This window comes from Acidimicrobiales bacterium, assembly GCA_041394265.1.
In the GTDB taxonomy this organism is placed as follows: Bacteria; Actinomycetota; Acidimicrobiia; order Acidimicrobiales; family SZUA-35; genus JBBQUN01.
This window is the reverse complement of record JAWKIO010000005.1, coordinates 2,220,312-2,243,773: the sequence shown is the minus strand read 5'-3', so window position 1 is coordinate 2,243,773 and position 23,462 is coordinate 2,220,312. Positions and strand designations below refer to the sequence as shown.

22 protein-coding genes and 1 tRNA gene are annotated in these 23,462 nt (G+C 66.5%); 14 read left to right on the top strand and 9 right to left on the bottom strand.

Annotated elements, in window-relative coordinates; genetic code table 11:
• Positions 1–20: 20 nt before the first annotated feature.
• Complete coding sequence (locus tag R2733_11025) at positions 21–596, top strand: carboxymuconolactone decarboxylase family protein (GenBank protein ID MEZ5377032.1); 576 nt, start codon at positions 21–23, stop codon at positions 594–596.
• Between the two features lie 19 nt (positions 597–615).
• On the opposite strand, the gene R2733_11020 is transcribed toward R2733_11025, so the two are convergent.
• Positions 616–1,554, bottom strand: coding sequence for a type II CAAX endopeptidase family protein (locus R2733_11020; GenBank protein ID MEZ5377031.1), 939 nt, complete (start codon positions 1,552–1,554; stop codon positions 616–618).
• The gene (locus R2733_11015) at positions 1,551–3,845 is read right to left on the bottom strand and encodes an EAL domain-containing protein (GenBank protein MEZ5377030.1); all 2,295 of its coding nucleotides are present in this window, start codon (positions 3,843–3,845) and stop codon (positions 1,551–1,553) included. Before R2733_11015 ends, R2733_11020 begins: the two co-directional genes overlap by 4 nt.
• A gap of 114 nt (positions 3,846–3,959) precedes the next feature.
• Here R2733_11015 and xseA point away from each other — a divergent pair, with 114 nt between their 5' ends.
• The 6 genes from xseA (at position 3,960) to R2733_10985 (ending at position 9,277) form a co-directional block, all read left to right on the top strand.
• Positions 3,960–5,237 carry an exodeoxyribonuclease VII large subunit gene (xseA, locus tag R2733_11010; protein ID MEZ5377029.1) on the top strand — a complete coding sequence of 426 codons (1,278 nt, stop codon included), beginning with the start codon at positions 3,960–3,962 and terminating at the stop codon, positions 5,235–5,237.
• Complete coding sequence (xseB, locus tag R2733_11005) at positions 5,234–5,491, top strand: exodeoxyribonuclease VII small subunit (protein ID MEZ5377028.1); 258 nt, start codon at positions 5,234–5,236, stop codon at positions 5,489–5,491. Before xseA ends, xseB begins: the two co-directional genes overlap by 4 nt.
• Positions 5,484–6,539, top strand: a complete 1,056-nt coding sequence (locus R2733_11000; GenBank protein ID MEZ5377027.1) for a polyprenyl synthetase family protein — start codon at positions 5,484–5,486, stop codon at positions 6,537–6,539. The genes xseB and R2733_11000 overlap by 8 nt, the downstream gene beginning before the upstream one ends.
• Before the next feature lie 71 nt (positions 6,540–6,610).
• Positions 6,611–8,347, top strand: a complete 1,737-nt coding sequence (locus R2733_10995) for a GAF domain-containing sensor histidine kinase (protein ID MEZ5377026.1) — start codon at positions 6,611–6,613, stop codon at positions 8,345–8,347.
• Positions 8,348–8,361: 14 nt separating this feature from the next.
• Positions 8,362–9,012, top strand: coding sequence for a response regulator transcription factor (locus R2733_10990; protein MEZ5377025.1), 651 nt, complete (start codon positions 8,362–8,364; stop codon positions 9,010–9,012).
• A gap of 121 nt (positions 9,013–9,133) precedes the next feature.
• Entirely contained in the window at positions 9,134–9,277 is a 144-nt protein-coding gene (locus tag R2733_10985; GenBank protein MEZ5377024.1) for a hypothetical protein, read from the top strand.
• Between the two features lie 53 nt (positions 9,278–9,330).
• Here the strand turns inward: R2733_10985 and R2733_10980 are convergent, their stop codons facing one another.
• Together R2733_10980 and R2733_10975 are read right to left on the bottom strand one after the other, a co-directional pair.
• Positions 9,331–9,999: an alpha/beta hydrolase gene (locus R2733_10980; GenBank protein ID MEZ5377023.1), complete on the bottom strand. Its 669-nt coding sequence runs from the start codon at positions 9,997–9,999 to the stop codon at positions 9,331–9,333.
• Entirely contained in the window at positions 9,996–10,943 is a 948-nt protein-coding gene (locus R2733_10975; protein ID MEZ5377022.1) for an alpha/beta hydrolase, read from the bottom strand. Before R2733_10975 ends, R2733_10980 begins: the two co-directional genes overlap by 4 nt.
• Before the next feature lie 102 nt (positions 10,944–11,045).
• On the opposite strand from R2733_10975, the gene R2733_10970 reads away from it, so the two are divergent.
• Both R2733_10970 and R2733_10965 read left to right on the top strand, forming a co-directional pair.
• Entirely contained in the window at positions 11,046–12,632 is a 1,587-nt protein-coding gene (locus tag R2733_10970) for a peptide chain release factor 3 (protein ID MEZ5377021.1), read from the top strand.
• The gene (locus tag R2733_10965; protein MEZ5377020.1) at positions 12,629–14,203 is read left to right on the top strand and encodes a PQQ-binding-like beta-propeller repeat protein; all 1,575 of its coding nucleotides are present in this window, start codon (positions 12,629–12,631) and stop codon (positions 14,201–14,203) included. Before R2733_10970 ends, R2733_10965 begins: the two co-directional genes overlap by 4 nt.
• Positions 14,204–14,218: 15 nt before the next feature.
• Here the strand turns inward: R2733_10965 and R2733_10960 are convergent, their stop codons facing one another.
• On the bottom strand, positions 14,219–15,028 hold the full coding sequence (locus R2733_10960; GenBank protein ID MEZ5377019.1) for a DUF4328 domain-containing protein: 810 nt from the start codon (positions 15,026–15,028) through the stop codon (positions 14,219–14,221).
• Between the two features lie 97 nt (positions 15,029–15,125).
• Between R2733_10960 and R2733_10955 the strand changes: the two genes are divergently transcribed.
• Positions 15,126–16,193 carry a P1 family peptidase gene (locus R2733_10955; GenBank protein MEZ5377018.1) on the top strand — a complete coding sequence of 356 codons (1,068 nt, stop codon included), beginning with the start codon at positions 15,126–15,128 and terminating at the stop codon, positions 16,191–16,193.
• A gap of 18 nt (positions 16,194–16,211) precedes the next feature.
• Here the strand turns inward: R2733_10955 and R2733_10950 are convergent, their stop codons facing one another.
• On the bottom strand, positions 16,212–17,489 hold the full coding sequence (locus R2733_10950; GenBank protein ID MEZ5377017.1) for an MFS transporter: 1,278 nt from the start codon (positions 17,487–17,489) through the stop codon (positions 16,212–16,214).
• A gap of 65 nt (positions 17,490–17,554) precedes the next feature.
• Between R2733_10950 and R2733_10945 the strand changes: the two genes are divergently transcribed.
• Positions 17,555–17,628 (top strand) — tRNA-Ala (locus tag R2733_10945).
• A 353-nt stretch (positions 17,629–17,981) separates the two neighbouring features.
• On the opposite strand, the gene R2733_10940 is transcribed toward R2733_10945, so the two are convergent.
• Positions 17,982–19,433, bottom strand: coding sequence for a hypothetical protein (locus R2733_10940; protein ID MEZ5377016.1), 1,452 nt, complete (start codon positions 19,431–19,433; stop codon positions 17,982–17,984).
• 675 nt (positions 19,434–20,108) lie between these two features.
• On the opposite strand from R2733_10940, the gene R2733_10935 reads away from it, so the two are divergent.
• Positions 20,109–20,879 carry a class I SAM-dependent methyltransferase gene (locus tag R2733_10935; protein MEZ5377015.1) on the top strand — a complete coding sequence of 257 codons (771 nt, stop codon included), beginning with the start codon at positions 20,109–20,111 and terminating at the stop codon, positions 20,877–20,879.
• Between the two features lie 19 nt (positions 20,880–20,898).
• On the opposite strand, the gene R2733_10930 is transcribed toward R2733_10935, so the two are convergent.
• The gene (locus R2733_10930) at positions 20,899–21,546 is read right to left on the bottom strand and encodes a class I SAM-dependent methyltransferase (protein MEZ5377014.1); all 648 of its coding nucleotides are present in this window, start codon (positions 21,544–21,546) and stop codon (positions 20,899–20,901) included.
• Between the two features lie 69 nt (positions 21,547–21,615).
• Here R2733_10930 and R2733_10925 point away from each other — a divergent pair, with 69 nt between their 5' ends.
• A complete protein-coding gene (locus R2733_10925) occupies positions 21,616–22,014 on the top strand; it encodes a VOC family protein (protein ID MEZ5377013.1) in 399 nt (132 codons plus the stop codon).
• A gap of 75 nt (positions 22,015–22,089) precedes the next feature.
• The gene (pyrE, locus tag R2733_10920) at positions 22,090–22,791 is read left to right on the top strand and encodes an orotate phosphoribosyltransferase (protein ID MEZ5377012.1); all 702 of its coding nucleotides are present in this window, start codon (positions 22,090–22,092) and stop codon (positions 22,789–22,791) included.
• A 170-nt stretch (positions 22,792–22,961) separates the two neighbouring features.
• Here the strand turns inward: pyrE and R2733_10915 are convergent, their stop codons facing one another.
• The gene (locus R2733_10915; GenBank protein ID MEZ5377011.1) at positions 22,962–23,384 is read right to left on the bottom strand and encodes an SRPBCC family protein; all 423 of its coding nucleotides are present in this window, start codon (positions 23,382–23,384) and stop codon (positions 22,962–22,964) included.
• Positions 23,385–23,462 lie beyond the last annotated feature (78 nt).

Here is a 23,462-nt window from a genome sequence, read left to right as displayed (position 1 = left end):
CCTCACCACAGGATCTGCCGATGTCCACCGATCCCTCCGCCCCCGCCCCTCGACCCAGCGAGCCCCGCGTTGCCCCGGTGGCCGAGTTCGACGCCGAGGTCGCCGAGATCCTCGCCAACGCGCTCACCGTCGACGGCACCCCGCTCAACATCTTCGGCACGCTGGCCCACCACCCCAAGCTGTTGAAGCGGTTCAATCTCCTCGGTGGCTTCCTGCTCAACAAGGGACTGATCCCGGCCCGTGAGCGGGAGATCGTGATCCTTCGGGTCGGCTGGAACGCTCAGGCGGTCTACGAGTTCGGTCAGCACACCCTGATCGGCAAGCAGACGGGACTGACCGACGACGAGATCGCCGCCATCGCCGGCGGCAGCCGCGACTGGAGCGACGACGATCGAGCCCTCATCGATCTGGCCGACGATCTGTGCCGTGACGATGTCGTCTCCGACGACACCTGGGCTCGGCTTGGCCGATGGAGCGACGCCGAGAAGGTCGAGCTGGTCATCGTCGCCGGCTTCTACCGCCTGGTGTCGGGATTCCTCAACACCATGGGCGTGCAGCTCGACAACGGTGTGCCCAGCTGGCCGGGAACCGACTGAGACTCGCCGGCCGACGTCGTCAGCTGCCCAGCAGCAGCTGCACGACGGTGAGCCCGTTGAACAACACGTGGGCGATGATGACCGGCGCGAGCCGTCGGGTCCGAACCGCGACGATGGCGAACACCAGCCCGACACTGCCGATCGACGCGAGGAGCACCACGAGCTCGGCCGGGCTGGCCGAGATGTAGTGCGGCAACGTGAAGGCGATGGTCGACCCGATGATCGCGACGACCGATCCGGCTCGTTTCTCGAGCGCTCGTAGGATCAGACCGCGAAACAACAGCTCTTCGGTGAGCGGTGCGCCGATGGCCACTCCGGCGATGAGTACCCAGTAGGAAAGGGTGCCCTCGGCGTCGTCGAGGAACGACGTGTTGGACACCTCGTCGCCACCGACCAGGGTCGAGGCCAGCGCCCCGACGACGACAGCGAGCACGAGCGCCGCCAACCCGGTCAGGGGTCCGATCCACAGGTCACGCCACTCGAACGCCCAGCCCCAGTCGAGTCGCATCCCGCGGCCCTTCCACTTGGACACGATCCACGGCCACACCCCCTGCCCGAGCTGTTGTCCGACGAGCGAGGCGGCGAACAGCGAGGCCGGGAGCTCGGTGTCATCGCCCGACGCGAGACCACCGAGGTCGAGCGTGCCGCTGATCGCTGCGACGATTGCCCAGACCACCGTGGCGACGATGGTCGTCAGGATGATGACGGGTAGCGCAAGCAGGACGTCGCCGAGTCCCCACCACGGACGCTGTCTCGAGGGCGGCGGGCCGAAGGCGCCGGGCGGCGGTGGCGGCGAACCCCAGGGCGCACCGGTGGGCGGAGGCATCGCCGGTACGGCACCGGTTGGCTGGGCCTGCTCGAACGACGGCGGCCCGAGTGGTGGCGGGCCGAAGGGACCGTCGTGAGAGGGCGGGCCGAAGCGACCGTCGTGTGGGGGCGGGACCGGCGGTTTGGTCACTCGTCGGTGAACGGAGTGATCAGCTCACCCTGGGCCCACAGCTGGATTGCCCGCTCGAGCGGCACCGGGGGGCTCAGCAGGTACCCCTGGGCGACGTCGACCCCGAGCTTGGCCAGTTCGGCGAACTGGTCGTAGGTCTCGACGCCTTCGGCGACCACCGACAGGCCGAGCTGGGCGGCGAGCTGGGTGGAGGTCGACACGATGGCCGAGTCTTCACGAGAGATGCCGAGACCGCTCACGAACGAGCGGTCGATCTTGATGGTGTCGGCCATCGAGAACCGGCGCAGGTAGTCGAGGGTGGCGTAGCCGATGCCGAAGTCGTCGATCGAGAGCTTGCACCCGAGAATGGCGAGCTCATTGAGAGTCGCGGACGCTCCTTCGACGTCTTCGACCCGCATCGATTCGGTGACCTCGAAGCCAAGGTGGGCCGTCGACACGTGGTGCCGTTCCAGCGCGCCGATGACGACGGAGATGAGGTTGGCGTCGGACAGCTGCCGTGCCGACAGGTTGACCGAGATGACGGGCTTGGCACCCTCGGGTGAAACGGGCCAGCGAGCGATCTGGCGACACACCTCGTTGATGACCCACGCTCCGACGGGAACGATGAGTCCGGAGTCCTCGGCGATCTCGATGAACTCCGACGGCGGCAGGAGGCCCTTCCCCGGCCGGTCCCACCGCAGCAGGGCCTCGGCACCGACCATGCGCCCCGAGGCGATGTCGACCAACGGTTGGTAGTGCACCACCAGCTCGTTCTCGGTGAGCGCGACCTCGAGCGCCTTCTCGACCTCGAGGCGCACGAGCACCGGATTGGTCGTGCCCTTCTGGTAGATCGCATAGCGGGACCGACCGTCGGCGACGGCCTGGGCGAGGGCCGACTCGGCGTAGGAGATGATCACGTTGGGCGACTGGCCCGGTTCCTCGACCAGCACCACACCGACCGATGCGGTGATCCGGAGTTCGGCGTCGCCGATCTGGAATGGCCGTCCGATGCCATCGACGATCCGCTCGGCCATGGCCTGCACATCGGAGTCCGAGGTCAGGGCAACGCAGAGGACCATGAACTGGTCGCCGCTGATGCGTCCGACCGTGTCGCCGAGTCGCACAGACTGACGCAGCCGGCGCGACACTTCGATGAGGACCTCGTCGCCGACTTCGGGCCCCCAGGCGTCGTTGATCAGCTTGAACCGGTCGACGTCGACGAGCAGTACCGCGAGTCGGGCCCGCTCGCGTCCGAGGCGGGCCACCGCCTGGTCGAGACGGTCGGAGATCAGCATGCGGTTGGGCAGCATGGTGAGCCGGTCGTGCAGCACCTTGTGCGCGAGGTGCGCTTCGGCCACGCTGCGCTCGACCGCCAGGCTCACGAGCCGGGTGAGATGGCCGAGCGCCATCGCCTCGTCGTCGGTGGGCCGCAGACGCGACATGTGGGCGATCACCATGGCACCACGGCGCTGGCCGTTGGGACCCCACAGCGGTTGGAACCACAGCGCATCGATGTGCTGCTCACGAAGCGCAGCGGCCAGCGTGTCGTCGAGGTCGGCGACGCGGACGAACAGCTCGGTGCTGAGCTTGGTGTTGTCGATGACCGACTCGAGAACCCGATGGACCAGCTCGAGATCATGGGACCCCGTGATGACCGGCTCGAGTCCTCCGAGCTGATCGGCGAGCGCAATCCAGCAGGTGCCACCGCTGATGTGACGGTCGATGCGCTCGGCGGCGCGGTGCAACAGATCGGCCACATCGTGGCCACCGACCAGGGCATCGAGGATCTCGGCGGAGTCGGCGAGCAGCTGTTCCTGAGCCACCCGGGCGGTCGGCTCCCGGAAGATCGACAGGTAGTAGGGCCATTCCGAGGTCATCGACGGCAGACGGAGGAACGAGCCACGTACCCAGATGTCGGTGCCTTCGGCGCGTGACAGTTGGAGGTTCACCACCGCCTGCTTGCCGGCCTCGACCAATTCGGCAATGGCGTCGAGTTGCTCGCCGGGAGTGCTTTCGGCGAACAGGACACCTGGGCTCGCACCCAGCAGCTCTGCGGCCTGGTAGCCCAGGAGATCCAACAGATTCTCGCTCGCATAGAGGATGTGCCCGTCGCCGGTCTGCGGGTTGACCGCGGAGATGGCAACACCCTGGATCGACGAATCCGGGGTCTGGTCGCCCGTCAGGTCGATCAGCGGGCCGAGCTCGTCGACGGCGACCAGTGGAGGGTCGAACGGCAACGGCGGAGCGGAGAGATGTCGGGGATCGGGCAATGCGAGACTCGGGAACAGCGGGTGGAGGAGGGACGTCTTCACCGGTCGGGGGTCGGTGCAGACGTTAGTCATCAACGGAAACGGCGTCGGGGATGGTGGGGCGGGGCGACGGCGCCGAGGTCGTCATGGTGACCCCCCGACAGTAGCGTCTTTGGCGTGCCGGAGACGATGAGTGTGGAAGAGGTGTGCCACGCTCTCGAGCGCACGATCGACGACCGGTTCCCCGACGAGGTCTGGATCCGAGGCGCGATCTCGGGTCTCAATCGTTCGAGCAATGGCCACGTCTACTTCGACCTGATCGAACCGGGCGAACTCGGGCGACGCCCCGAGGCCGTCCTGCCGGTGGCGCTGTTCGCGAAACACAAGTTCCGGGTCAACGCGATCCTGAAGAAGTCGGGCCGTATCCGGATGGAAGACGGCATCGAGATCCGGGTGCGGGGGCGGCTCACCTTCTACCCGCCCCAGAGCAGAATGCAGCTGCTCATGACCCTGATCGACCCGTCGTTCACACTCGGTCAGCTCGAAGTGGCACGCACCCAGCTCCTGGCCACCCTCCACGCCGAGGGCATCATCGAGGCCAACCGTCGGCTGGCCGCACCGGCCTTGCCGTTGCGAGTTGCTGTCATCACCAGCGCGGCCAGTGCGGCCGAGGCCGACTTCCTCCACGAGCTGCGAGCCAGCGGCCTCCCGTTCCATGTGCAGGTGATCGACTCTCGGGTGCAAGGCCCCGAAGCCGTCCCGATGATCGTCGCCTCGTTGGCCGAGGCCGTCGACCACGCCCCGGACGTGATCGCCATCGTGCGAGGCGGCGGAAGTCGAACCGATCTGATGGCGTTCGACCACGAGGAGGTCGCCCGAGCGATCGCCCTCTCACCCATCCCGGTGTTCGTTGGGATCGGCCACGAGATCGACCTGTCGGTGGCCGACCACGTGGCCCATCTGACGACCAAGACCCCCACTGCGTGTGCTGCGGCCATCGTCGAGCGTGTACGCGCCTTTGTCGAACGAGTCGACGACGCCGAGCATCGCCTGATTCGCGTCGCCATCCAGCAACTCGATCGTGAGGAACGACGCCTCCTGGCGGCGGGCAATCGGATCGGACGGCTGGCCGGCGGCAACCTCGAGCGTGAACGGTCTCGGCTTGCACTCCTCGAGCACCGCGTCAGCCAATCCACGCGTCGGGTGATCGAGCGCAACGGCGACCTTCTGGAGCGCCAGACGCTGCGGACCAACGCCCTCGACCCCGCCGTCACCCTCGCCCGGGGCTGGTCGATCACCCGACGAGCCGATGGACACCTGGTTCGCTCCCCTGCCGATGCCCCGCCCGGCACCACCCTCGTCACGTCGCTCGCCGACGGGACCCTCACCAGCACGACTATCACCAGCACGACTATCACCAGCACGACCGCCACCACGGGGAACCCCGGAACATGACGAACGACGCCACCGCCATGCCACTGCTCACTCCGAGCGGCGACCCACTGCCCTACGCCGACGCCATCGCCGAACTCGAATCGATCCTGTCATCGCTCGAGTCGTCCGGCGTCGATGTCGACAGCCTGGCCACCCAGGTCGAGCGGGCGACGGCGCTGATCGGCTACTGCCGCACGAGGTTGGCTACCGTGGAGAACAATGTGGCGGCGGTGCTCGACGGCGACACGCGCCACGCCGAGGTCCCCGATGAGTGACATCCCGGTTGGCCTCACTCAGGTCGCCGACAAGGTCGACGCCAGGCTGGAGCAGCTCTTCGCCGACGAACGCGCACAGTGGGTGCAGGTCGACCCTCGGCTCGTCGAGGCGATCGACGAGCTCGCTCGTATGACCGCCGGCGGCAAACGCCTCCGTGCTGGATTCTGCTACTGGGCGTGGGCCGGCGTGCACGACGGTGAGATCGACGAACAACCGATCATCGACGCCGGAGCAGCGTTCGAGCTGCTCCAGGTCTTCGCGCTCATCCACGACGACGTCATGGATGCCGCCGACACCCGACGCAACCGTCCGACCATCCACGTCGAACAGGCCAAACGACTCACTTCGAACCAGTGGCGAGGCGAACCGCGACGCTACGGCGAGGGCGTTGCCATCCTGGTCGGCGACCTCGGCCACGTCTACGCCGATCGGTTCGTCGGGGGCGCCCACCCGACGGCGCGCAACGTCTGGGATCAACTGCGTATCGAGCTCAACCTCGGCCAATACCTCGACATGCAGGCCGCAGCGTCGGGCGAGGTCTCCCGTGAGACCGCCCAGCGGGTGGCGATGTTCAAGTCGGCGCTCTACACGATCGTCCGCCCGTTGCAGCTCGGTGCCGCCCTTCACGGTCGCGCGTCCCCTGCGTTGCTCGATCAACTCGATGCGTTCGGGCGCCCGATCGGCCAGGCCTTCCAGCTGCGCGACGATCTGCTCGGGGTCTTCGGCGATGCCGACCGGGTCGGCAAGCCCGTCGGCGGAGACCTGCGCGACGGCAAGCCGACCGAACTGGTGGCGGTTGCCGCAGAACGAGCATCCGATTCCCAGCGCAAGGTCCTGGCCACGATCGGCAGGCCCGACCTGTCTGACCAGGACATCTCGGCCCTGTTGTCGGTCCTCGACGAGACCGGAGCCGTCCGTGAGATCGAGCGGCGAATAGATTCCTTGGTCGAGGACGCGATCCATGAGTCAAATCGCCTACCCTTTGCCCCCGAGGTCAGGAAGACGTTGGTGGCGTTCGCCACCTATGTAGCGGCACGGAATCACTGAGAGCGACTTCATTTGGTCACCGATTGACACTCGGTGATTGATCCAACGGTTTTCGTGCCGATGGGAGCGGTATGACGACGAGCAAGGGGCAGGCAGGCGATGGCCTCCCACCGAGCGGGGCCTCTCCCGCCGGTGAGGTGCTGCTTGCGCTGCGCGCCCTTCGTCACGGCGGTCTCGACGACGCCGGGCGTGAGCTCGAACTCGGCCCGTCGGTCGCAAGCTCGCTGTCTGCCGTCCTTGCTGCGCTCCGCTGGGGAGCCGTCATGGTCGGCGTGGGCTGGGCCGCCGCCCGTGCCGCCGCCGGTGAGCTCCCCATCGTCGCCACCCTCACCGTGGCCATCTTCCTGGCCTCGTGGCGGACCATCCGTCCGATCCGGCTGGGCGACAAGAGTCAGCCGCAACAAGCCTTCGCCCTCACCGACGTCGCCATCCTGTCGGCCGCCGTCGGTGTTGCCGACGGTCTGAGCAATCCGTTCGTCGGAGCGGTCATCGTCGCCGTTGCGCTCGTCGCCTTCGGCTGGGGCCTACGCCTCGGTGCCTGGGCCGCCGGCACAGCACTCGTGGTGTCCACCAGCGTGGCCTCGGTCGTTGCCCTCGGCTTCGAGCTGCCCAATCCCGCCGGCGTGATGGCCGTCCTCGGCGCCTGGGCCTTCCCCGGCATCGCCCAGCAACGCCTGCTCCAGCTCGAGAACCGGCGTCGACTCACCAACGAGCGCGCCTCCGCACTGAGCGAGACCAACCAGCTCCTCGGCGCCCTGCATGCCGTGGCCACCTCACTTCCCTCGTCACTCGACCTGCCCGACGTGCTCGCCGCCACCCGCAGCCAGCTCGTCGACAGCTTCGACGCCGACCGCTTCCTCGTCCTCGCCTACGACGACAGCGTGTGGTCGCCAATGCTCGTCGAAGGGTTCGACCTGCCTCCCACCTTCACCTCACATCAGCTCCCAGCGCCCTTGGTCGAGGCCGCCATCTCGCCCGACGTCACTCGGGTCAACGACCTGTCCAAGGTCACCGTCGGCCGCACCGGAAGCGGCCTGTATGCCCGACTCGTGGTGAACGGGCGTGACACCGGCCTCGTCGCCGTCGAACGCGAGATGCCCGGTGGCTACACCTCGGCCGACGCCGAACTCCTCGATGGCATGGCCCAGATGCTGGCCCTCACCATCGCGAATGCCCGATCGTTCCAGCACCTGCGCTCGCTGGCCGCTGCCGACGAGCGGGGGCGCATCGCTCGAGACCTCCACGACCGTCTCGGGCAGTGGTTGACCTACATCGGTCTGGAATTGGAGCGGATCAACACGGCGCAGCCCGAACCCTCGCTCGAACTCAAGGAACTGCACGGCGACGTGCAGGGAGCCATCGCCGATCTGCGAGACACGCTCATCGAGTTGCGGGCCGCTGTGCAGCCAGGACGCCCGCTCACCGTCGTCATCGGCGAGGTCGTCGACCGCTTCTCGAAGCGGGGCGAAGTCGAGATCACGGTGAGCGTTCCCGACGACCGAACGCTCCATCTGGCGCCGATTGTCGAGAACGAGCTTTTGCGAATTGCTCAAGAGGCGCTCGCGAATGTCGAAAAGCATGCCAAGGCCACTCATGTTCATTTGAGTTGGTCGATCGAAGATGGACGAGGTGTGCTTGTCGTGCAAGACAATGGTCGAGGTTTCGAACCCAGCAGGGGCATTCGGGGCACCGCCTATGGTCTGGTCGGGATGAGGGAACGTGCTGCGTCTGTCGGAGCCATCCTTGAAGTGACGAGCGAACCCGAGCAGGGCACGGTCATCACGGTGCTGACAAGCCCACCCGCCTGAGAGGTAACCACGACATGATCAAGATCCTGCTGGCTGATGACCACGCCCTTCTGCGCGACGGTCTTCGTCGCTCCTTCGAAGCCGCCGGTGACACCGTCGTCGGCGAGGCGTCGACCGGCGAGGAAGCCGTTGCCCTGGCCAAGGCCCTGGTGCCCGAGGTGGTGCTGATGGACCTCTCCATGCCCGTCATGGATGGCATCGAGGCCACCCGCCGCATCCGCGACGCCGTTCCCTCGTGCCGGATCGCCGTGCTCACCATGCACGACGACCTCGGTCGCACTCGTGACGCCATCGGCGCTGGTGCCAGCGCCTATCTGAGCAAGGGCACCTCCTTCGCCGAGGTCCGTGAGACGGTCCTGCGAGTGGTCGACGGCGAAACCGTGTTGTCGCCCGCCCTTGCCGGCGCGATGCTCACGACCGCCGCCGAGCAGAAGGCCAACGACGAACTGCTGTCGGATCGCCAGATCGAGATTCTCCAGGCCATCGCCGACGGTATGAGCACGAAACAGGCCGGTCGCTACCTCGGCATCACCACCAAGACGGTGCACAACCACCTGAATGCGATCTACCGCAAGCTCGACGCCCAGAGCCTCACCCACGCCGTCCTCGGTGCGGTGCGACTCGGCATCATCAACCTCAACAACATCGACGAAGACGACGACTGAGCCGAGCCCTGCGTCCGTCGACTGACGGTCGCATTCGGGTAGTCCTGCTGCCCACCGATCGTCGTTCTACCCATCCCGGACCAGCTCCGATGCCGCTACAACTGTTGTTGTGCCTGGCGGCGTGGAGGCAGCTGGCATCGGAGGAACGGTGGTCGAAACGTACAAGCGCCTGGCGTTGCACCCGGCGAAGCGACGATGGTGGGCGGCCATGATCGTCTCGACAACGATCACCCTGCTCACCGCCTTCCCGCTCCTGTTCCACTGATCAACTGACGACCCGCGATCGCCTTGCGGCTCCGGCTGCACGTGGCGGTGCGGTCAGGGGTTGACCTTGGGCCCCCGGGCGTAGCGATCCCGCGCGCTCTCGGCCGATTCCCTCAGCACCCCCGGCTCATCGGCCACCGCCTCGAGCCATGGCGGCATGACCTTGGCCGTCACGGTCACCGGGTTGACCAGGTCGGAGTGGTCGAGCACCAGCCGCAGGAAGCCCATGGCGTAGTCGGCGGGGCGTACGTCGGTCGACAGCTCGAACAGGGCGTAGGGGTCGGGACTCGACCCATCGGCGTCGGCCGGTGCGAACCAGGTCCCCGAGCCGGGTCCCGACGATCCTCCGGCCAGGCCCGGACCGTCGCCGATCACGAAGCCACGAACCAGTTCTGGCCGCGCCGCTGCGGTCATGAGCCCGACATAGGCGCCGAGCCCGCGCCCGACGACGGTGGCCGGGCCGATGTGGCCGAGCGCGATGTCGACGTCGCTTGCCAACACCTCGCACGTGTAGCCGCCACCAGAGGGCACGGTGCTGTGGCCGTGGCCCGTGAAGTCGAGTCCCCACACGGCTCCCGGCCAAGTGTCCCACGGCAGTGGGATGGTGGACCCGGTCTCCTCGCCAAGCCCGTGCAGGATCAGCAACGGCTGGCAGTCCCCGGATCCTTCGGCCAATCGGTGGAGCGCGAGATCGATCTTGTTGTGTGGCAGTCGGACGATCATGCGAGGAACTCCAGGACGAGTTGGGCGATCTGGTCGGGCTGCTCGATGTGCACGAAGTGACCGACGTTCTCGAGCGGGACGAACCGGGCTCCCGGCGGAAGCCAGGGCTCGACGTCGTCGGGTTGGGTGCCCCAACCCATCTCCTCGAGTTCCAGGCCGAGGACGGCGAGGAGTGGGATTCGCAGGCCAGGGAGCCGTGACAGCGCCCATTCGGGCCGGTTGGGACCGAACCCGCCGAATCGCATGGACGGGTCGATCTTCCAGCGCCAGCCGTCGGCGTCTTCACGGGCCCCGATCGACACGAGTCGACGGAGCCATTCCCGATCGAGGCGTGGATTCATCCGGGCCCGGCGATCGGCAAGTTCATCGAGCGTGCCGGGCTTGCGTTCGTTCTCGTGCGCCGACCGCCGGTGATCGAGACGGCTGGTGAGCTCGTTGGCCATCATCCGGGTCCGTTCCCGGTCCGGGATGTCAGGGACGGTGCGGCGAGAGGGCAACCCGTCGAGATTGACCAGGTGGCTGATCTGGTCGGGGCGGACCTCGCTCAGCGACATCATCAAGCCACCGCCCTTGGAATGCCCGAGCATCGGCATCGGGTCCTTCGACACCGACCACTTCACGGCCAGGGCGTCGCGCAGGTCGGCGTCCCAGCTGTAGAGCGCAGCGTGCTGGGAGTCACCGTGACCACGCTGATCCCAGCTGATGACCCGCCGTCCGGCATCGGCGAGTCGGGCGGCGAAGCCGTCGAGGGTGCCGGCGAAGTCGAAGCCACCGTGGGCGATCATCAGCGGCGGGGCGGTGTCCTCACCCCACTGGTATGCCGCGATCGACAGTCCGTTGCTGTCGACCGTCCACTGACGATCGGGGCGGCGGGCGCCGGGGTAGTCGATCACGCCGGATGTCGACGGAACCGAACTCGCTGCAGATGCTGGTTCGTTTGCCACTCGGCGACACTAACGCCGCGATCCGCCGACGACAGCATGCGCCAGCCGCCGAAGCGCGCTCGGTGCGTTCGCTCCGCCACCCACTCCGGTAGCGTGCGACGGGTGACCACCGCTCGATCAGAGGCTGCCCGGCGTCGGACCTTCGCCATCATCTCGCATCCCGACGCAGGCAAGACCACCCTCACCGAGAAGTTCCTGCTCTACGGCGGTGCGCTCGGCAAGGAAGCGGGAGCGGTCAAGGCTCGTGAGGGCCGGCGATCGGCCACGTCGGACTACATGGAGATGGAGCAGCAGCGCGGCATCTCGATCACCTCCGCCGTCCTGCAGTTCCCCTACCGGGATTGCACGGTCAACCTGCTCGACACCCCCGGCCACCGCGACTTCTCCGAGGACACCTACCGGGTACTGGCCGCTGCGGACGCTGCGGTGATGGTGCTCGATGCGGCCAAGGGCATCGAGCCTCAGACGCTCAAGTTGTTCGAGGTCTGTCGAGAGCGCGAGATCCCGTTCCTCACGTTCGTCAACAAGTGGGACCGTCCGGGTCTGGGATCGCTCGAGATCCTCGATCTGATCGAGGAGACCCTCGTCGTCGAGCCGACGCCGGTCACCTGGCCCGTCGGCATCGCCGGCGACTTCCGTGGCGTGATCAACCAGGTCGACGGGTCCTACACCCGCTTCGAGCGGACCGCACGCGGCTCCACGATGGCGCCGGAAACCGCGGTCGACGCCGCCGAGGCCGCGGCCACCGAAGGCGATGCCTGGACCACGGCGCAAGAGGAGTCGGAACTCCTGCGCGAGCTCGGCCGCAACGTCGATCACGACTCGTTTCTCGCCGGCGAGTCCACCCCGGTCTTCTTCGGATCGGCCCTCACCAACTTCGGGGTCAGGGCCCTCCTCGATGGTGTGGTCGACTTCGTCCCTTCGCCCCAGCCCCGCCTGTTGGCCGACGGTTCGCGCCGCGATCTCGACGCCGGATTCTCCGGTCTGGTGTTCAAGGTCCAGGCGGGCATGGACAAGGCGCACCGTGACCGCCTCGCCTTCATCCGGGTCTGCTCGGGCCGTTTCGAGCGAGGCATGATCGCGACGGCCGGCCGCACCGGCCGCCAGTTCTCCACCAAGTACGCCCAGACCATGTTCGGTCAGGACCGAGAGACGGTTGACGAAGCCTGGCCTGGCGACATCCTGGGTCTGGTCAACGCCAACGACCTCCGGGTCGGCGACGCCGTCTACGTCGGTGAGCCGGCGTCGTTCCCGGCGCTGCCGGCCTTCGCCCCCGAGCATTTCATGCGAGCACGGGTGAAGGACACCTCGAAGTTCAAGCAGTTCCGCAAGGGCATCAGCCAGCTCGACGAAGAGGGGGCCGTGCAGGTCCTGCGAGAACGCGACATCGGCGATCAGGCCCCGATCCTCGCCGCCGTCGGCCCGCTGCAGTTCGAGGTGGCCACCCACCGGCTCGAGAACGAGTTCGGCGCCCCGGTCGAGCTCACCGCCACCCGCTACACGATCGCCCGGCGCACCGACGAAGCGAGCACGCCGGCGTTGCGAGCCATGCAGGGCGTCGATGTCCTGGAACGAGACGACGGCACCCGCCTCGCACTGTTCGAGTCCAAGTATTGGATGGACCGAGTACTCGGCGAACACCCCGAACTCACGCTCGAACGCCTGGTGGCCGAAGGCGGCCTGAGTTGAGGTTCCGGCCCGCCTGGTGTGCGATCGCGGCCGCCTCGATCGGCCTGGCCGCCTGCACGGGGGGCGGCGCCGCCGAGCTGACCGGCTCCGGCGACGTTGCGATCGACCAGGGCACCACCACGACCGAAGCGACGGCCGCAACCTCCACCACGTCGACGAGCACCACCGAGCCGCCGACCACCGAGGCCACCACCACGACGCTGGCGCCGTTCGACGGCTGGGTCGACCCGGCGTCATCCGGTCTGCCCTGGTCGGCGCTCGGCGCCAACGAGGGGCTGCTCACGTTCCGGGGCAACCCCACCCGCACGTTCTACGGTCAGGGTCCGGTCCCGACCAATCCGAAGGTGCTGTGGACATTCGACATCGGCTGCTCCAACTCCTCGGTTGGTGGTGAGGCCAAGCAGTGGTGCGGGTCCGGGTGGACCGGTCAGCCCTCGGTCTTCCATCCTCCTGGCGCCGAGCAGGGAACCGTCGACCCCGACCAGTGGTGGGTGGCCTTCGGTGGCTACAACCGCAAGGTCAACTTCCTCGACCCCGCCACCGGCGCCGAGGTCTACCCGGCCTATGCCACCGACGACATCATCAAGGGATCGATCACGATGGATCCCGACGGCTACCCCCTCATGTACACGGGCAGCCGCGACAACAACTACCACGTCGTCGCCATCGACGGTCCCGAGCCGCGCGTGCTGTGGAAGTTGGCCGCCGACCTCGTGCAGCCGACCAAGTGGAACAACGACTGGGACGGCTCGGGCCTCATCATCGACGACTACTTGTTCGAGGGCGGTGAGAACTCACGGTTCTTCATCGTCAAGCTCAACCGGGGCTACGACGCCGACGGGAACGTCACCGTCGATCCTCAGCTGGTCTTCACCACCGAGGGTTGGGACGCCGAGTTGATCGGTGCGGTCGGCAACGACGTGTCGATCGAGAACTCGGTCGCCATCAGTGGCAACACGGTCTACTTCGCCAACTCCGGCGGCCTGGTGCAGGGATGGGACATCACGTCGCTGGCTGACGGCGTCGAGCCGACACGGGTGTTCCGCTTCTGGACCGGTGACGACACCGACGCCTCGGTCGTGATCGACGACGAGGGCATGCTCTACGTCGGCAGCGAGTACGAGCGAGGCAATGCTCGATCCAAGGAGATCGGCCAAGTCATGAAGCTCGATCCGTCGAAGCCCGACGACCCGCTCGTGTGGAGTCGTGAGGCCAACAACGGGCTCGACACCGGTGTCTGGGCCACCCCGGCGCTCTACGGCGACCTCGTCATCGTCCCCACCGACGACGGGCGAGTGCTCGGGCTCGACCGTATGACCGGCGCCGAGCGCTGGGTGCTGCGCCTGCCCGGTCCCCTGTGGCAGAGCCCGGTCGTGGTCGACGGCGTGCTCATCCAGGGTGACTGCGAGGGCGGTCTCCATGCGTTCGACCTGAGCGACACCACGGTCGAGCCGCCGAAACTCTGGGACCTCCAGTTGGAGGGCTGCATCGAGTCGACCCCGGCGGTGTGGGACGGGCGACTGTTCTTCGGCAGCCGCACCGGCACGTTCTACGCCATCGGCGAGGCCTGAAGTTCGAGGCGACGGTCAGAAGCCGGCCGGCGCCGGTGGCGCAGGAACCGCCAACGGCCATACCGAAGCGGGCGGTGCGCCAGCGGTGTAAATCTCTTGGATGAGGTCGTTGTGGCGGGCGGTCAGTCGCGACACAACGGAGACGAACAGCACACCGGCCGCCACCAGGGCCATGTTCGACACAACAACGACGTAGGTATTGAAGATCACGTCATCGAGCGCCGGCTGCTGACCGCCGGCGATGGCGAGACGCGGCAGCAGACTGGCGGCGAGGAAGGCCGCCCACCACGAGCGGACGATGCGGGGTGCGGCGGCCGTGTTCCGGTCACGGGGCCGGGTGAGTGACCACGCCTGCTTGATCATCTGCTGAGGGCGGACAAAGTTCAGGAACGGAACAATCCAGCCGAGGATCGCCCACTTGGCCTCGTGGTCACCTTCGCCCGGCCGCAGCGCCTCGGTGTTCGATGTCAGCCGGTGGAGCCACATCATGGTGGTGATCCCGCTGACGAACAGCATCGCCAGCGACACGATCGCGGTCCCTCGATGGAGGTTCTCCACGCCGATCAGGCCGTCGAGGTCGACCGAGCCGTCCCGATACCCGGCGACGGTTTGCGCGTAGTAGATCCCGGTCGCCACCCCCAGCACTGCGAGGCCGGTCGAGATCCATACGGTGACTCGGGTGGCGTTCGCTCGGCCATCGAGCGGCTCGACCCTCCCGCCCGAACCGGGCGTCATGACAGGGATCGGGGGAGGTCCCATCGCCCGACCGGCCGAGGGGTCGTTGGCTGGGGGAGGGCTGGAGAACACCGCGTAGTCCGAACTCATGCGGTCACATCGGCGCGATCCAGGAACGACCTGAGAAGAACGTCACACCAGCGGTAGCTTGCTGCTCGAGCTGACCGAGACCACCGGCGGGAGAGAGATGACCAAACGACTTCGTGACCTGGGCTTCACCATCGGCCCCTACGCCACTGGCCCCCACAACGCCATCACCGACGTGGCCGGGGTCCGAGTCGGCCACCAGACCGTCATCCGTGACGAGCCGGCGGTCGTTCGCACTGGCATCACGGTCGTCGAACCTCGCCCGATCACCGACTCGTCGCTGCTCTGTCCGGGTGCCTATGTGGCGTTCAACGGCAACGGCGAGATGACCGGCTCGCACTGGCTCGACGAGAGCGGGCTGCTCGCCGGCCCCATCGGGATCACCAACACCCATCAGGTCGGCCTGGTCCGAGATCAGCTCGTCGCCGAGATGGTCCGCCGAGCACCCGAGACCGAGTGGTGTCTGCCGATCGTCGCCGAGACCTACGACGGGTTCCTCAATGACATCGGCGCCTTCGCGCTCCATGGCGACGACGTCCACGGCGCTCTCGCCGCGGCAGCCTCGACCGCCGGTTCCGGCCCCGTCGCCGAGGGCAACGTGGGCGGCGGCACCGGCATGATCTGCCACGGGTTCAAGGGCGGCATCGGCACGTCGTCACGGGTGGTTCCGGTCGGTGCCAGCAGCTACACCGTCGGCGTGCTCGTCCAGGCCAACTACGGCAACCGGGCGCATCTTCGCCTCGACGGTCGGCCAATCGGTGCGGTGCTCGACGGCAGCGCGGTACCACTGCCGACCGATCCCCGCACCGCCGACGCCGGCTCGATCATCATCATCGTGGCCACCGATGCCCCGCTGTTGGCCGATCAGTGCCGACGTCTGGCTCGCCGGGCCACCGTCGGTCTCGCTCGGGTTGGCGGGAACGGAGGAAACGGGAGTGGCGACATCTTCCTGGCGTTCTCGACCGGCAACGCCGTGCCGTCCGATGCCGCCGAGCCCGTCTCGATGTTCGCCCTGCCGAGCGGATCGATGACGCCGTTGTTCGAGGCGACCGCCGACGCGGTCGAGGAGTCGATCTGGAACGCCATGTGCGCCGCCGAGACCATGGTCGGCCACCTCGGCCGGACCGTGCACGCCGTGCCCACGCAACGACTCGCCGACTTTCTCTGACGTTGAGCGACCGGGTTGCTATGCGGGGGTGGGTGCGGTCGCCTCGTGGCTCCACATGGCCTGCGGCACCATGGTCGAGCCCGCGAGGAAGAGTGCCGTGAGCCCGATGAGGTTGGCGGCCGATCCGAACAGGAACGCCGTTTCATAGTTCGACCAGTCATGGAGCAGCCCCAGTACGAACGGGCCGAGCGCGACCCCGATGGTGCCGAACAACTGGTTGAGCGAGTAGATCCTGCTGTACTGCTTGACCCCGAATGCCTCGGCGATGAGAAGGGGCTGGAGCATCAAGAGGTTGCCGACGCTCAGCCCGAAGATGGCGGCGGAGACCAGCAGCATCGCACGAGTGTCGGCGAAGGCGATCAGAGCGAGGGCGATCGCCTGGACGACCGTGAGGGCCGAGGTCATCAGCTTGGTCGACAGTCGGATGACCACGACCCCGCCGACGAGGCGCCCGATCACGCTGGACAACGCCATGGTGGACAGCACGGTGGCGGCGATATCGGCGTCGGTACGTTCCTTCGCCAGGTTGAACAGTTGGGCGATGCCACCGACCTGGGCGAGGAAGATCATGGCGTAGGTGATGCACAGCATCTGGAAGAACCGCGTGGCCGTTGCCTCCGACAGCGTCGCGCCAGGGATGGCGGCCACCGTGGCCGGAGCCGGTGCGCCGTCGGGTTGCAGCCCCTTGTCGGAGGGGAATGAGCGGATCAACAACAGCGCGATGGGAACGACACCGAAGAACCAGACCAGTGCCATCCACGGGCTGGCGGCGGCGAGGTCGTGGTCTTCGATGTAGCTGGCCGCAACCGGAGTGAGCAGGATGCCACCGACCGACAGCCCCGTCGATCCGACCGACAACGCCACCGAGCGGCGCTTGTTGAACCAGCGGGCGATCAGCGTGGTCGACGGGACGAGGCCGGCCAGCGCGAATCCCACGCCGAACAATGCGAAGAAGACATAGAGCGCCGCCACCGAGTCGACGAACCGCAACCCGGCGAGCGCCGCTGCGCCGAGGACACCGCCGCTCACGTAGAACCAGCGAATGTCGACCAGTTCCATGCGCTTCGAGAGCACGAACCCGGTGATGCCACTGATGCCGAAGAACAGCGTGGGGCCGAACGAGACGGTGCCGACCTCGGTGTTCAACTCGTCGGCCGCCGCCGACAGGATCACCGAGGCGTTGTAGAACCCGAGACCGGCCGTGACCAGCAACATGAAGAACACGGCACCGACGATCACCCAGCCGTAGAAGAACGAACCGGTGTCGGGGGCGGCGATCGAGCGGGTGTCGTCCATCGAGGCGACGCTAAGAGCAGAGGTGGGGGCACGTCCAACTGACCGGTAGCATCACCTCCGTTCCGGGGGCTGTAGCTCAGTTGGCTAGAGCACCTGCTTTGCATGCAGGGGGTCAGGGGTTCGATTCCCCTCAGCTCCACTGGGGGGTCTTCGCGAAATTGTTGGCCCACAATTCTGGAATAAATGGCTGAGTCGGGTCCTCACGTTCTCGAAATTCGAGGCAACGTGAGATTGGTCCGTCCGGTCAGCACAACAGGATCGGCCCGGAACGAATGACGTTCCGGGCCGATCCTGTTGAATCAGTCTGAAGGTTGACTTCTGTTGTCTGTTCGCTGTGCTGACCGCCAAGAGCCGAGCGAGCGTGGACCCGCACCAAGTCCGTGGCGAGCGCCGAGATCGGCCTAACGGCCGCACGGCACGCTAGCCAAGCGCACTTACGGCGAGGGCCAGCACACCGGCGCTGGTCGCGCTGGTATCGGACACAACTTCGATCTAGGCAGCTTCGCTATCACTTTCGGACGACGAATCGCCAGGTTCGTCGTGTCGATCGAGTGCTACCTCAATGAACACCGTCCGCCCGATATCAGGGGCAGTGAGCCCATGGTCGATCGTCGGCTCGTGATCGCTTGCCCACTTTCTCAGCGTCCGAAGGTTGTAGGAGACGAAGGCGATGCCGACCGCCAAGGTCACGAACGCCAGGCCAGTCTTGCGGACGTACCCCTTCTCCACGCTCTCCAGCGCTTGGTTCTTCATGATGCCGAACACGCCCTCGATGTACGTGCGTCGCGCATAGCTCAGTTCCCAGGCGCGGCTCCCCCAGTAGTCCTCCTGCGTCAACTTGGGCTGCGAATCAGCCACGTCAATCGTCACTGTCCTCTGTGTGCAGCATTTCGGACGGTGCTCGGACGTGTCAGCGTTGACGACCGGCAGGCCGATCTCCCGTGCGGTCGAAACGTCGACACCCTGGAGCGGACAACCGACACTCCCAGCCTGTGCCGGGCATTCCCAGCGGATCCTGCCGGCCTGATCGACGCTCGTCACGCGCCGAAATGCGTACGGCCGTCGCTCCTCGATCTGGTCTCGAAAGTTTGCCTTCTCTTCAGCTGAGGCAAAGGGTGACGGCCTGCGGATGTGGCCCAGATGATCCGGCGTCGCAGGACAATGGGGCACACCGGCCGCCACTTTGATTCCTTGGTAGTGCCGGAAGCCCTGATCGTTCTCGTGCAGGTCAGCGACTTGTCTGATCTCACGTTCGCGCAGCTGGTAGATCCAGCGTTCGGGTGTTCGGTAGCTGTACTCACGGTCGACGAGAATCTCGGAGATCCCTGGATCGTGGTGCAGCGCCCGATCGATCGCGTCGAGGCTGGGCTCGACGCAATCCGCGTCGGCCGGCACGAGACTGAATGACTCGATCAGCCGCGGTTCGATCGCAGGTGCCTGTCCCTTGTCAGGCACCCTGACGAGCGCATGGCAGAAGTACCCGAAGAAGACCGTGTGACGCTCGCTGCCACCGCTGGTGTTGGTCTTCACGCCATATGAAGCGTCGGGGTCATGTGGCAGCGCCGCCGAGTGGCCATTGCGAATCCTTTCGCGGGCGGCCGTCAGCTCCGCCTGGCTGAACGACCGCGAGTAGGCCTTGATCGCCGTCGCGTCCAGGGCCACCGAAGTAGCTCGCCGAGCGATCAGTGTGGTCGCGATCAGCGAGTCAATCGCCTGGTAGATGAGTTCTCGACGTCGCATTCGCTCCTCAGCGTCCACGCCCCAGGCACTGAACTCGCCGAACTCGAGCTTCTCGTTCAGTAGCGCGCTCCAGTAGTAGAAGCGGCCCTCAGGGATATACGAGATCTCCCCCGAGGTTTCGGACCGGGTAGCGAAGCCCAGCTCCAGCTGGATTTCGAGGGTGATCTCCTTCGTGAGGGTTTGGTGGATCTGACGGATGGCCATCGAACCTCGGTTGCCGACCGACAGCAGGCTTCCAGCAAGAAAGCAACGGCTGATTCCGACGAGATCGGACTATCGTCCTCTCTGGTCCGTCCGTAGGGCAGTGGCCAGGAGTGTGGCCGACCCGCTGGTGTCGACAATGTGGATGATGCGACGTGCCTCGGCGTTGGTGAACATGTTGTTTCCCTTCAGTCACGCTCGGTACCGGGCGGTACCGAGGTGATCTGGACAGTCCGAGGATGTTCTGGCTCACCAGGCACCGGCCCGGTTAGCTGACGAAGCAGCTGACAATCTTTTCCAGCGTCGCTCGGCGGCACGTGCTCGAGAAGATCGGTGAGCGTCCGTACATCACGGTTCTCACAGACGACGACACCACCACCTGACGGGCAGGTGTGGGGTGTCGATTCGTGTTGTTCGACAGCAGCCACCCGAGTCGCGAAGACCCTGGTGCTCGAGGGCGAGCCATCGATCCGCCCTGCCGGACCACCGAAGCACCCAGCAACACCACCGTAGCCAGGCGGTATGACATCGCTCTCCGCCCGAGGATGGCCGACGTGCCACGGACGTGGACGCTGCGTCGCTGGCTCGAAGTCCGGCATCGACCGCACCATCGGTGGCCTGATTCGAGGTGGGTGAAACTCATCACCCCGATGGAGCTTGCTGTGACACAGTCGTGCCGTGACCACCAACGAACGCCTGACCGCAGCGCTCGCAACCCCCGATCAGCATCTCGACCCGGCGATCGCCGCCGGCTATGACCGAGCCGCCGGCGCCAGATTCTCCACCGAAGTGATCGGGCGCACCGTTGACGTGCTCAGCGAGCTAGTCGACGGCGGACCGGCAGTCGAGTTCGCCATCGGAACGGGCCGGATTGCGCTCCCGCTCGCGGCTCGGGGCGTGCTGGTGTCGGGAATGGACATCTCCGAACCCATGCTCGCCGAGCTGCGGCGCAAGCCCGGAGCCGAAGCCATCGACACGATCGTCGGCGACATGACCTCGAGCGTCATGCGAACCGACGCCTCGCTGGTGTACCTCGTCTACAACACGATCGGAAACCTGCGGACGCAGGCGCAGCAGGTCGCATGCTTTCGCAACGCTGCCGCCCACCTGCGCCCGGGCGGCCGCTTCGTGATCGAGGTCGGCGTGCCCCAGCTCGACCAGCTGCCGCCAGGACAAACGATTCGTCCGTTCGCGTGGACCGACGACTACCTGGGATTCGACGACTACGTCGACCCCGTCGGTCAAGTGCTCGTCTCGCGGCACTACCGCTTCGACGGGGATAGCGTCGTCCGCATCTCCGGCGCCTTCCGCTACGTGTGGCCGTCCGAACTCGACTTGATGGCGCAGCTCGCCGGCATGGAGCTCGAGTCACGTTGGTCCGACTGGGACCGCAGTGCGTTCACACGCGACGCCCCCTCCCATGTCTCAGTGTGGCGGCGCCTCCCGTAGAAGGGCGGCCCGCCTTGGGCTACGTCGAGACACGACGAGCGATCAGCGTTGCGTGGGGAATCTGACGCTCACGCGTCGTCGGGCGGCGAAGGAGGCGCATCTCCTCGACGATGCCGACCGCGGACAGCATCCCGGCGACGGTGGACGGGTCCAACTGATACGCAGTGCACACGGCGTGGTCGAACGGCTCACCATGTTCGCTGGACTCCGACACGGCGAAGAACGACACGAACAGCAAGCCACCCGGGACCAACACCCGAGCGAACTCCGTGAAGACCGCCTCGAGCTGCGGTGGCTCGGTGTGGATGATCGAATGGCGGGAGACCACTGCGTCGACCCCGCCATCGGCGACCGGGAGCATCGCGAGTTCGCCGACTCGGAAGTCGATGGCGGGAAACGACGCCTGCGCCAGGGCGATCATCTCTGGGGAAAGATCGATCCCGCAGATCTTCTGCAGACCACGATCAGCGAGGAACGACGTGATGTGGCCCGGCCCGCATCCAGCATCGATCGTCAACGCGTCGGGCCCAGCGAGATCGGCGAACAGCTGCAGCGCCGATCGTTCGAGCGATGCGTGGTGCATCTCACCGCCGACATGATCGAGATAGCGGCGAGCGGGTGCGTCGTAGCTGTGACGGACTCGATCCACCCGCTCTCGGTCGGCCATTGCCCCACCGTAGGCGGCACTCATCGACCGAGCGCACGAGCGGGAAAGCAGGAGCGTGTCCACCACAACATGCCAAAGTGGAGCGTGGCCGTTCTCGCCGACATCGTGTTCGATTGCCGACACCCGGCTTCCCTCGCACGATTCTGGGCGCAGGTTCTCGACGGCTATGACGTCGCACCGTACGACGCCGACGAGATCGCTCGTCTTGCGGCACTCGGAATCACCGATGTCGAGGACGATCCCACCGTGCTCGTCGAGGGGCCAAGCGGTCCGAGGTTGTGGTTCCAGCGGGTGCCGGAGCCGAAGACCAACAAGAACCGCGTCCACCTCGACGTGCGCTCAGCCGACCGAGCGGCCGAGGTCCGGCGATTGGTTGGGCTCGGGGCGAGCGTGCTCGACGAGCCTGCCGGAATGGGCCTGACCGTCCTCTGCGACCCGGAGGGCAACGAGTTCTGCGTGATCGACTGACGGCAGTGGTCGCTGCGCCGGCGAACGACCGCTCGCTACCATCGCAAGGCCGCAGGAGCGAACGAGGAGCAGGCGATGAGTGGACCACCGAACGGGCTTCCCCGCTATCGCCTCCTGACCGGGCCGGATGACTCGAGCTTCTGCGAGCGAGTCAGCGAGATGCTGGCGCTTGGCTACGAACTGCACGGCGGGCCGTCGGTCGCTGCCGGACCTGACGGCACGCTCGCCGCTCAGGCGGTTCTGTGGCCAGACGCAGGCGTCTCACGCTCCGAACTCGCGTCGAGGATCCACGAGCTGGCACACCTCGAAGGGTCGTTCCTGCTGCGGTCGGGGGTGACCGCCGACGTGTACTTCGACAAATACCAGTTCGAGGCGCAGCCCGACACGCTCCGCCAGATCGCCGCCGAGTTGGTACCGCTGGTTCCGGACGGGACCGAACTGCTCGCCGGTCTCGAACTCGGTGGCGTCCCGATCGCCACCGCCCTGTCGCTCCACACGGGCATCCCGGCCGTGTTCGTGCGGAAGCAGGCCAAGTCGTACGGGACCGCCAAGCTGGCCGAGGGTCCGTCGATCGAGGGTCGGCGTCTGTTGGTGGTCGAAGACGTCGTGACCAGTGGCGGCCAGATCGTCGAGTCGGTCGGCCAGCTTCGCGAGCTCGGAGCGATCATCGAGCGCGCGGTCTGCGTGATCGATCGTGAGCAGGGAGGCGCGGCCAACCTCGCCGAGATCGGCGTGGAACTCCGGCCGTTGTTCACGCGGAGCGAACTCGAAGCCTGACCGGGGCGAGGTTTGGCCGATGGCAATCGGGGGAAGCCGGTGGCCGAACCACAAGGAGTCCCTCATGAACATCGTCTGGATCATCATCGTCGTCTTCGCCGTCATCGGTTTGATCGCCGTGCTCCGAGGCCGGGTCTGACCTGCTGACCGCAGCGATCGCATCCGGAACGTCAGGTCGACTGCTCGGCTGCCGCCTTGAAGCCGGCGTTTTCGGTGGCGATCGCCTTGGCGATGGGTCGACGGATCAGTAGACCGATCGGGAACGCCAGGGGCCCGTCGAGATCGAGCGTGAGCGTGTTGATCATTCCTTGCGCCGATGGCCGGAGTTCGTGACCACCGGTCAAGGACTGACCGGCCAGCGTCGTCGCCCAGGCGAACCGAACGTTCGGCTCGAACGCCGTCACCGTCCATTCCTTGGCTCCCTGCGCCGGCTGCTTGATCCGGGCCCTCGACCCGAGACCGAACGGTCCGTCATCGAGCCGCTCCACCGATGTGATGGTGGGTGTGTGCTCGGGCCAGGACTCGACATCGATGGTGAGGTCCCAGACCCTCTCGACGGGGGCAGCGATCTCGATCGTGTGCTCGATCCTCATGGGGTGACCAGACCTTCCGAACGCTCGTGTTCCTCAGCTTTTCCAACCGGCCGCCATTGTACCAATTGGTACAGTACG

Excerpts from the sequence above, each read along its gene's own strand:
- R2733_11025 (MEZ5377032.1), top strand. The coding sequence starts at position 21 with ATGTCCACCGATCCCTCCGCCCCCGCCCCTCGACCCAGCGAGCCCCGC.
- xseB (MEZ5377028.1), top strand. The coding sequence starts at position 5,234 with ATGACGAACGACGCCACCGCCATGCCACTGCTCACTCCGAGCGGCGAC.
- R2733_11000 (MEZ5377027.1), top strand. The coding sequence starts at position 5,484 with ATGAGTGACATCCCGGTTGGCCTCACTCAGGTCGCCGACAAGGTCGAC.
- R2733_10995 (MEZ5377026.1), top strand. The coding sequence starts at position 6,611 with ATGACGACGAGCAAGGGGCAGGCAGGCGATGGCCTCCCACCGAGCGGG.
- R2733_10990 (MEZ5377025.1), top strand. The coding sequence starts at position 8,362 with ATGATCAAGATCCTGCTGGCTGATGACCACGCCCTTCTGCGCGACGGT.
- R2733_10980 (MEZ5377023.1), bottom strand. The coding sequence starts at position 9,999 with ATGATCGTCCGACTGCCACACAACAAGATCGATCTCGCGCTCCACCGA.
- R2733_10960 (MEZ5377019.1), bottom strand. The coding sequence starts at position 15,028 with ATGAGTTCGGACTACGCGGTGTTCTCCAGCCCTCCCCCAGCCAACGAC.
- R2733_10955 (MEZ5377018.1), top strand. The coding sequence starts at position 15,126 with ATGACCAAACGACTTCGTGACCTGGGCTTCACCATCGGCCCCTACGCC.
- R2733_10950 (MEZ5377017.1), bottom strand. The coding sequence starts at position 17,489 with ATGGACGACACCCGCTCGATCGCCGCCCCCGACACCGGTTCGTTCTTC.
- R2733_10940 (MEZ5377016.1), bottom strand. The coding sequence starts at position 19,433 with ATGGCCATCCGTCAGATCCACCAAACCCTCACGAAGGAGATCACCCTC.
- R2733_10930 (MEZ5377014.1), bottom strand. The coding sequence starts at position 21,546 with ATGGCCGACCGAGAGCGGGTGGATCGAGTCCGTCACAGCTACGACGCA.
- R2733_10925 (MEZ5377013.1), top strand. The coding sequence starts at position 21,616 with ATGCCAAAGTGGAGCGTGGCCGTTCTCGCCGACATCGTGTTCGATTGC.
- pyrE (MEZ5377012.1), top strand. The coding sequence starts at position 22,090 with ATGAGTGGACCACCGAACGGGCTTCCCCGCTATCGCCTCCTGACCGGG.
- R2733_10915 (MEZ5377011.1), bottom strand. The coding sequence starts at position 23,384 with ATGAGGATCGAGCACACGATCGAGATCGCTGCCCCCGTCGAGAGGGTC.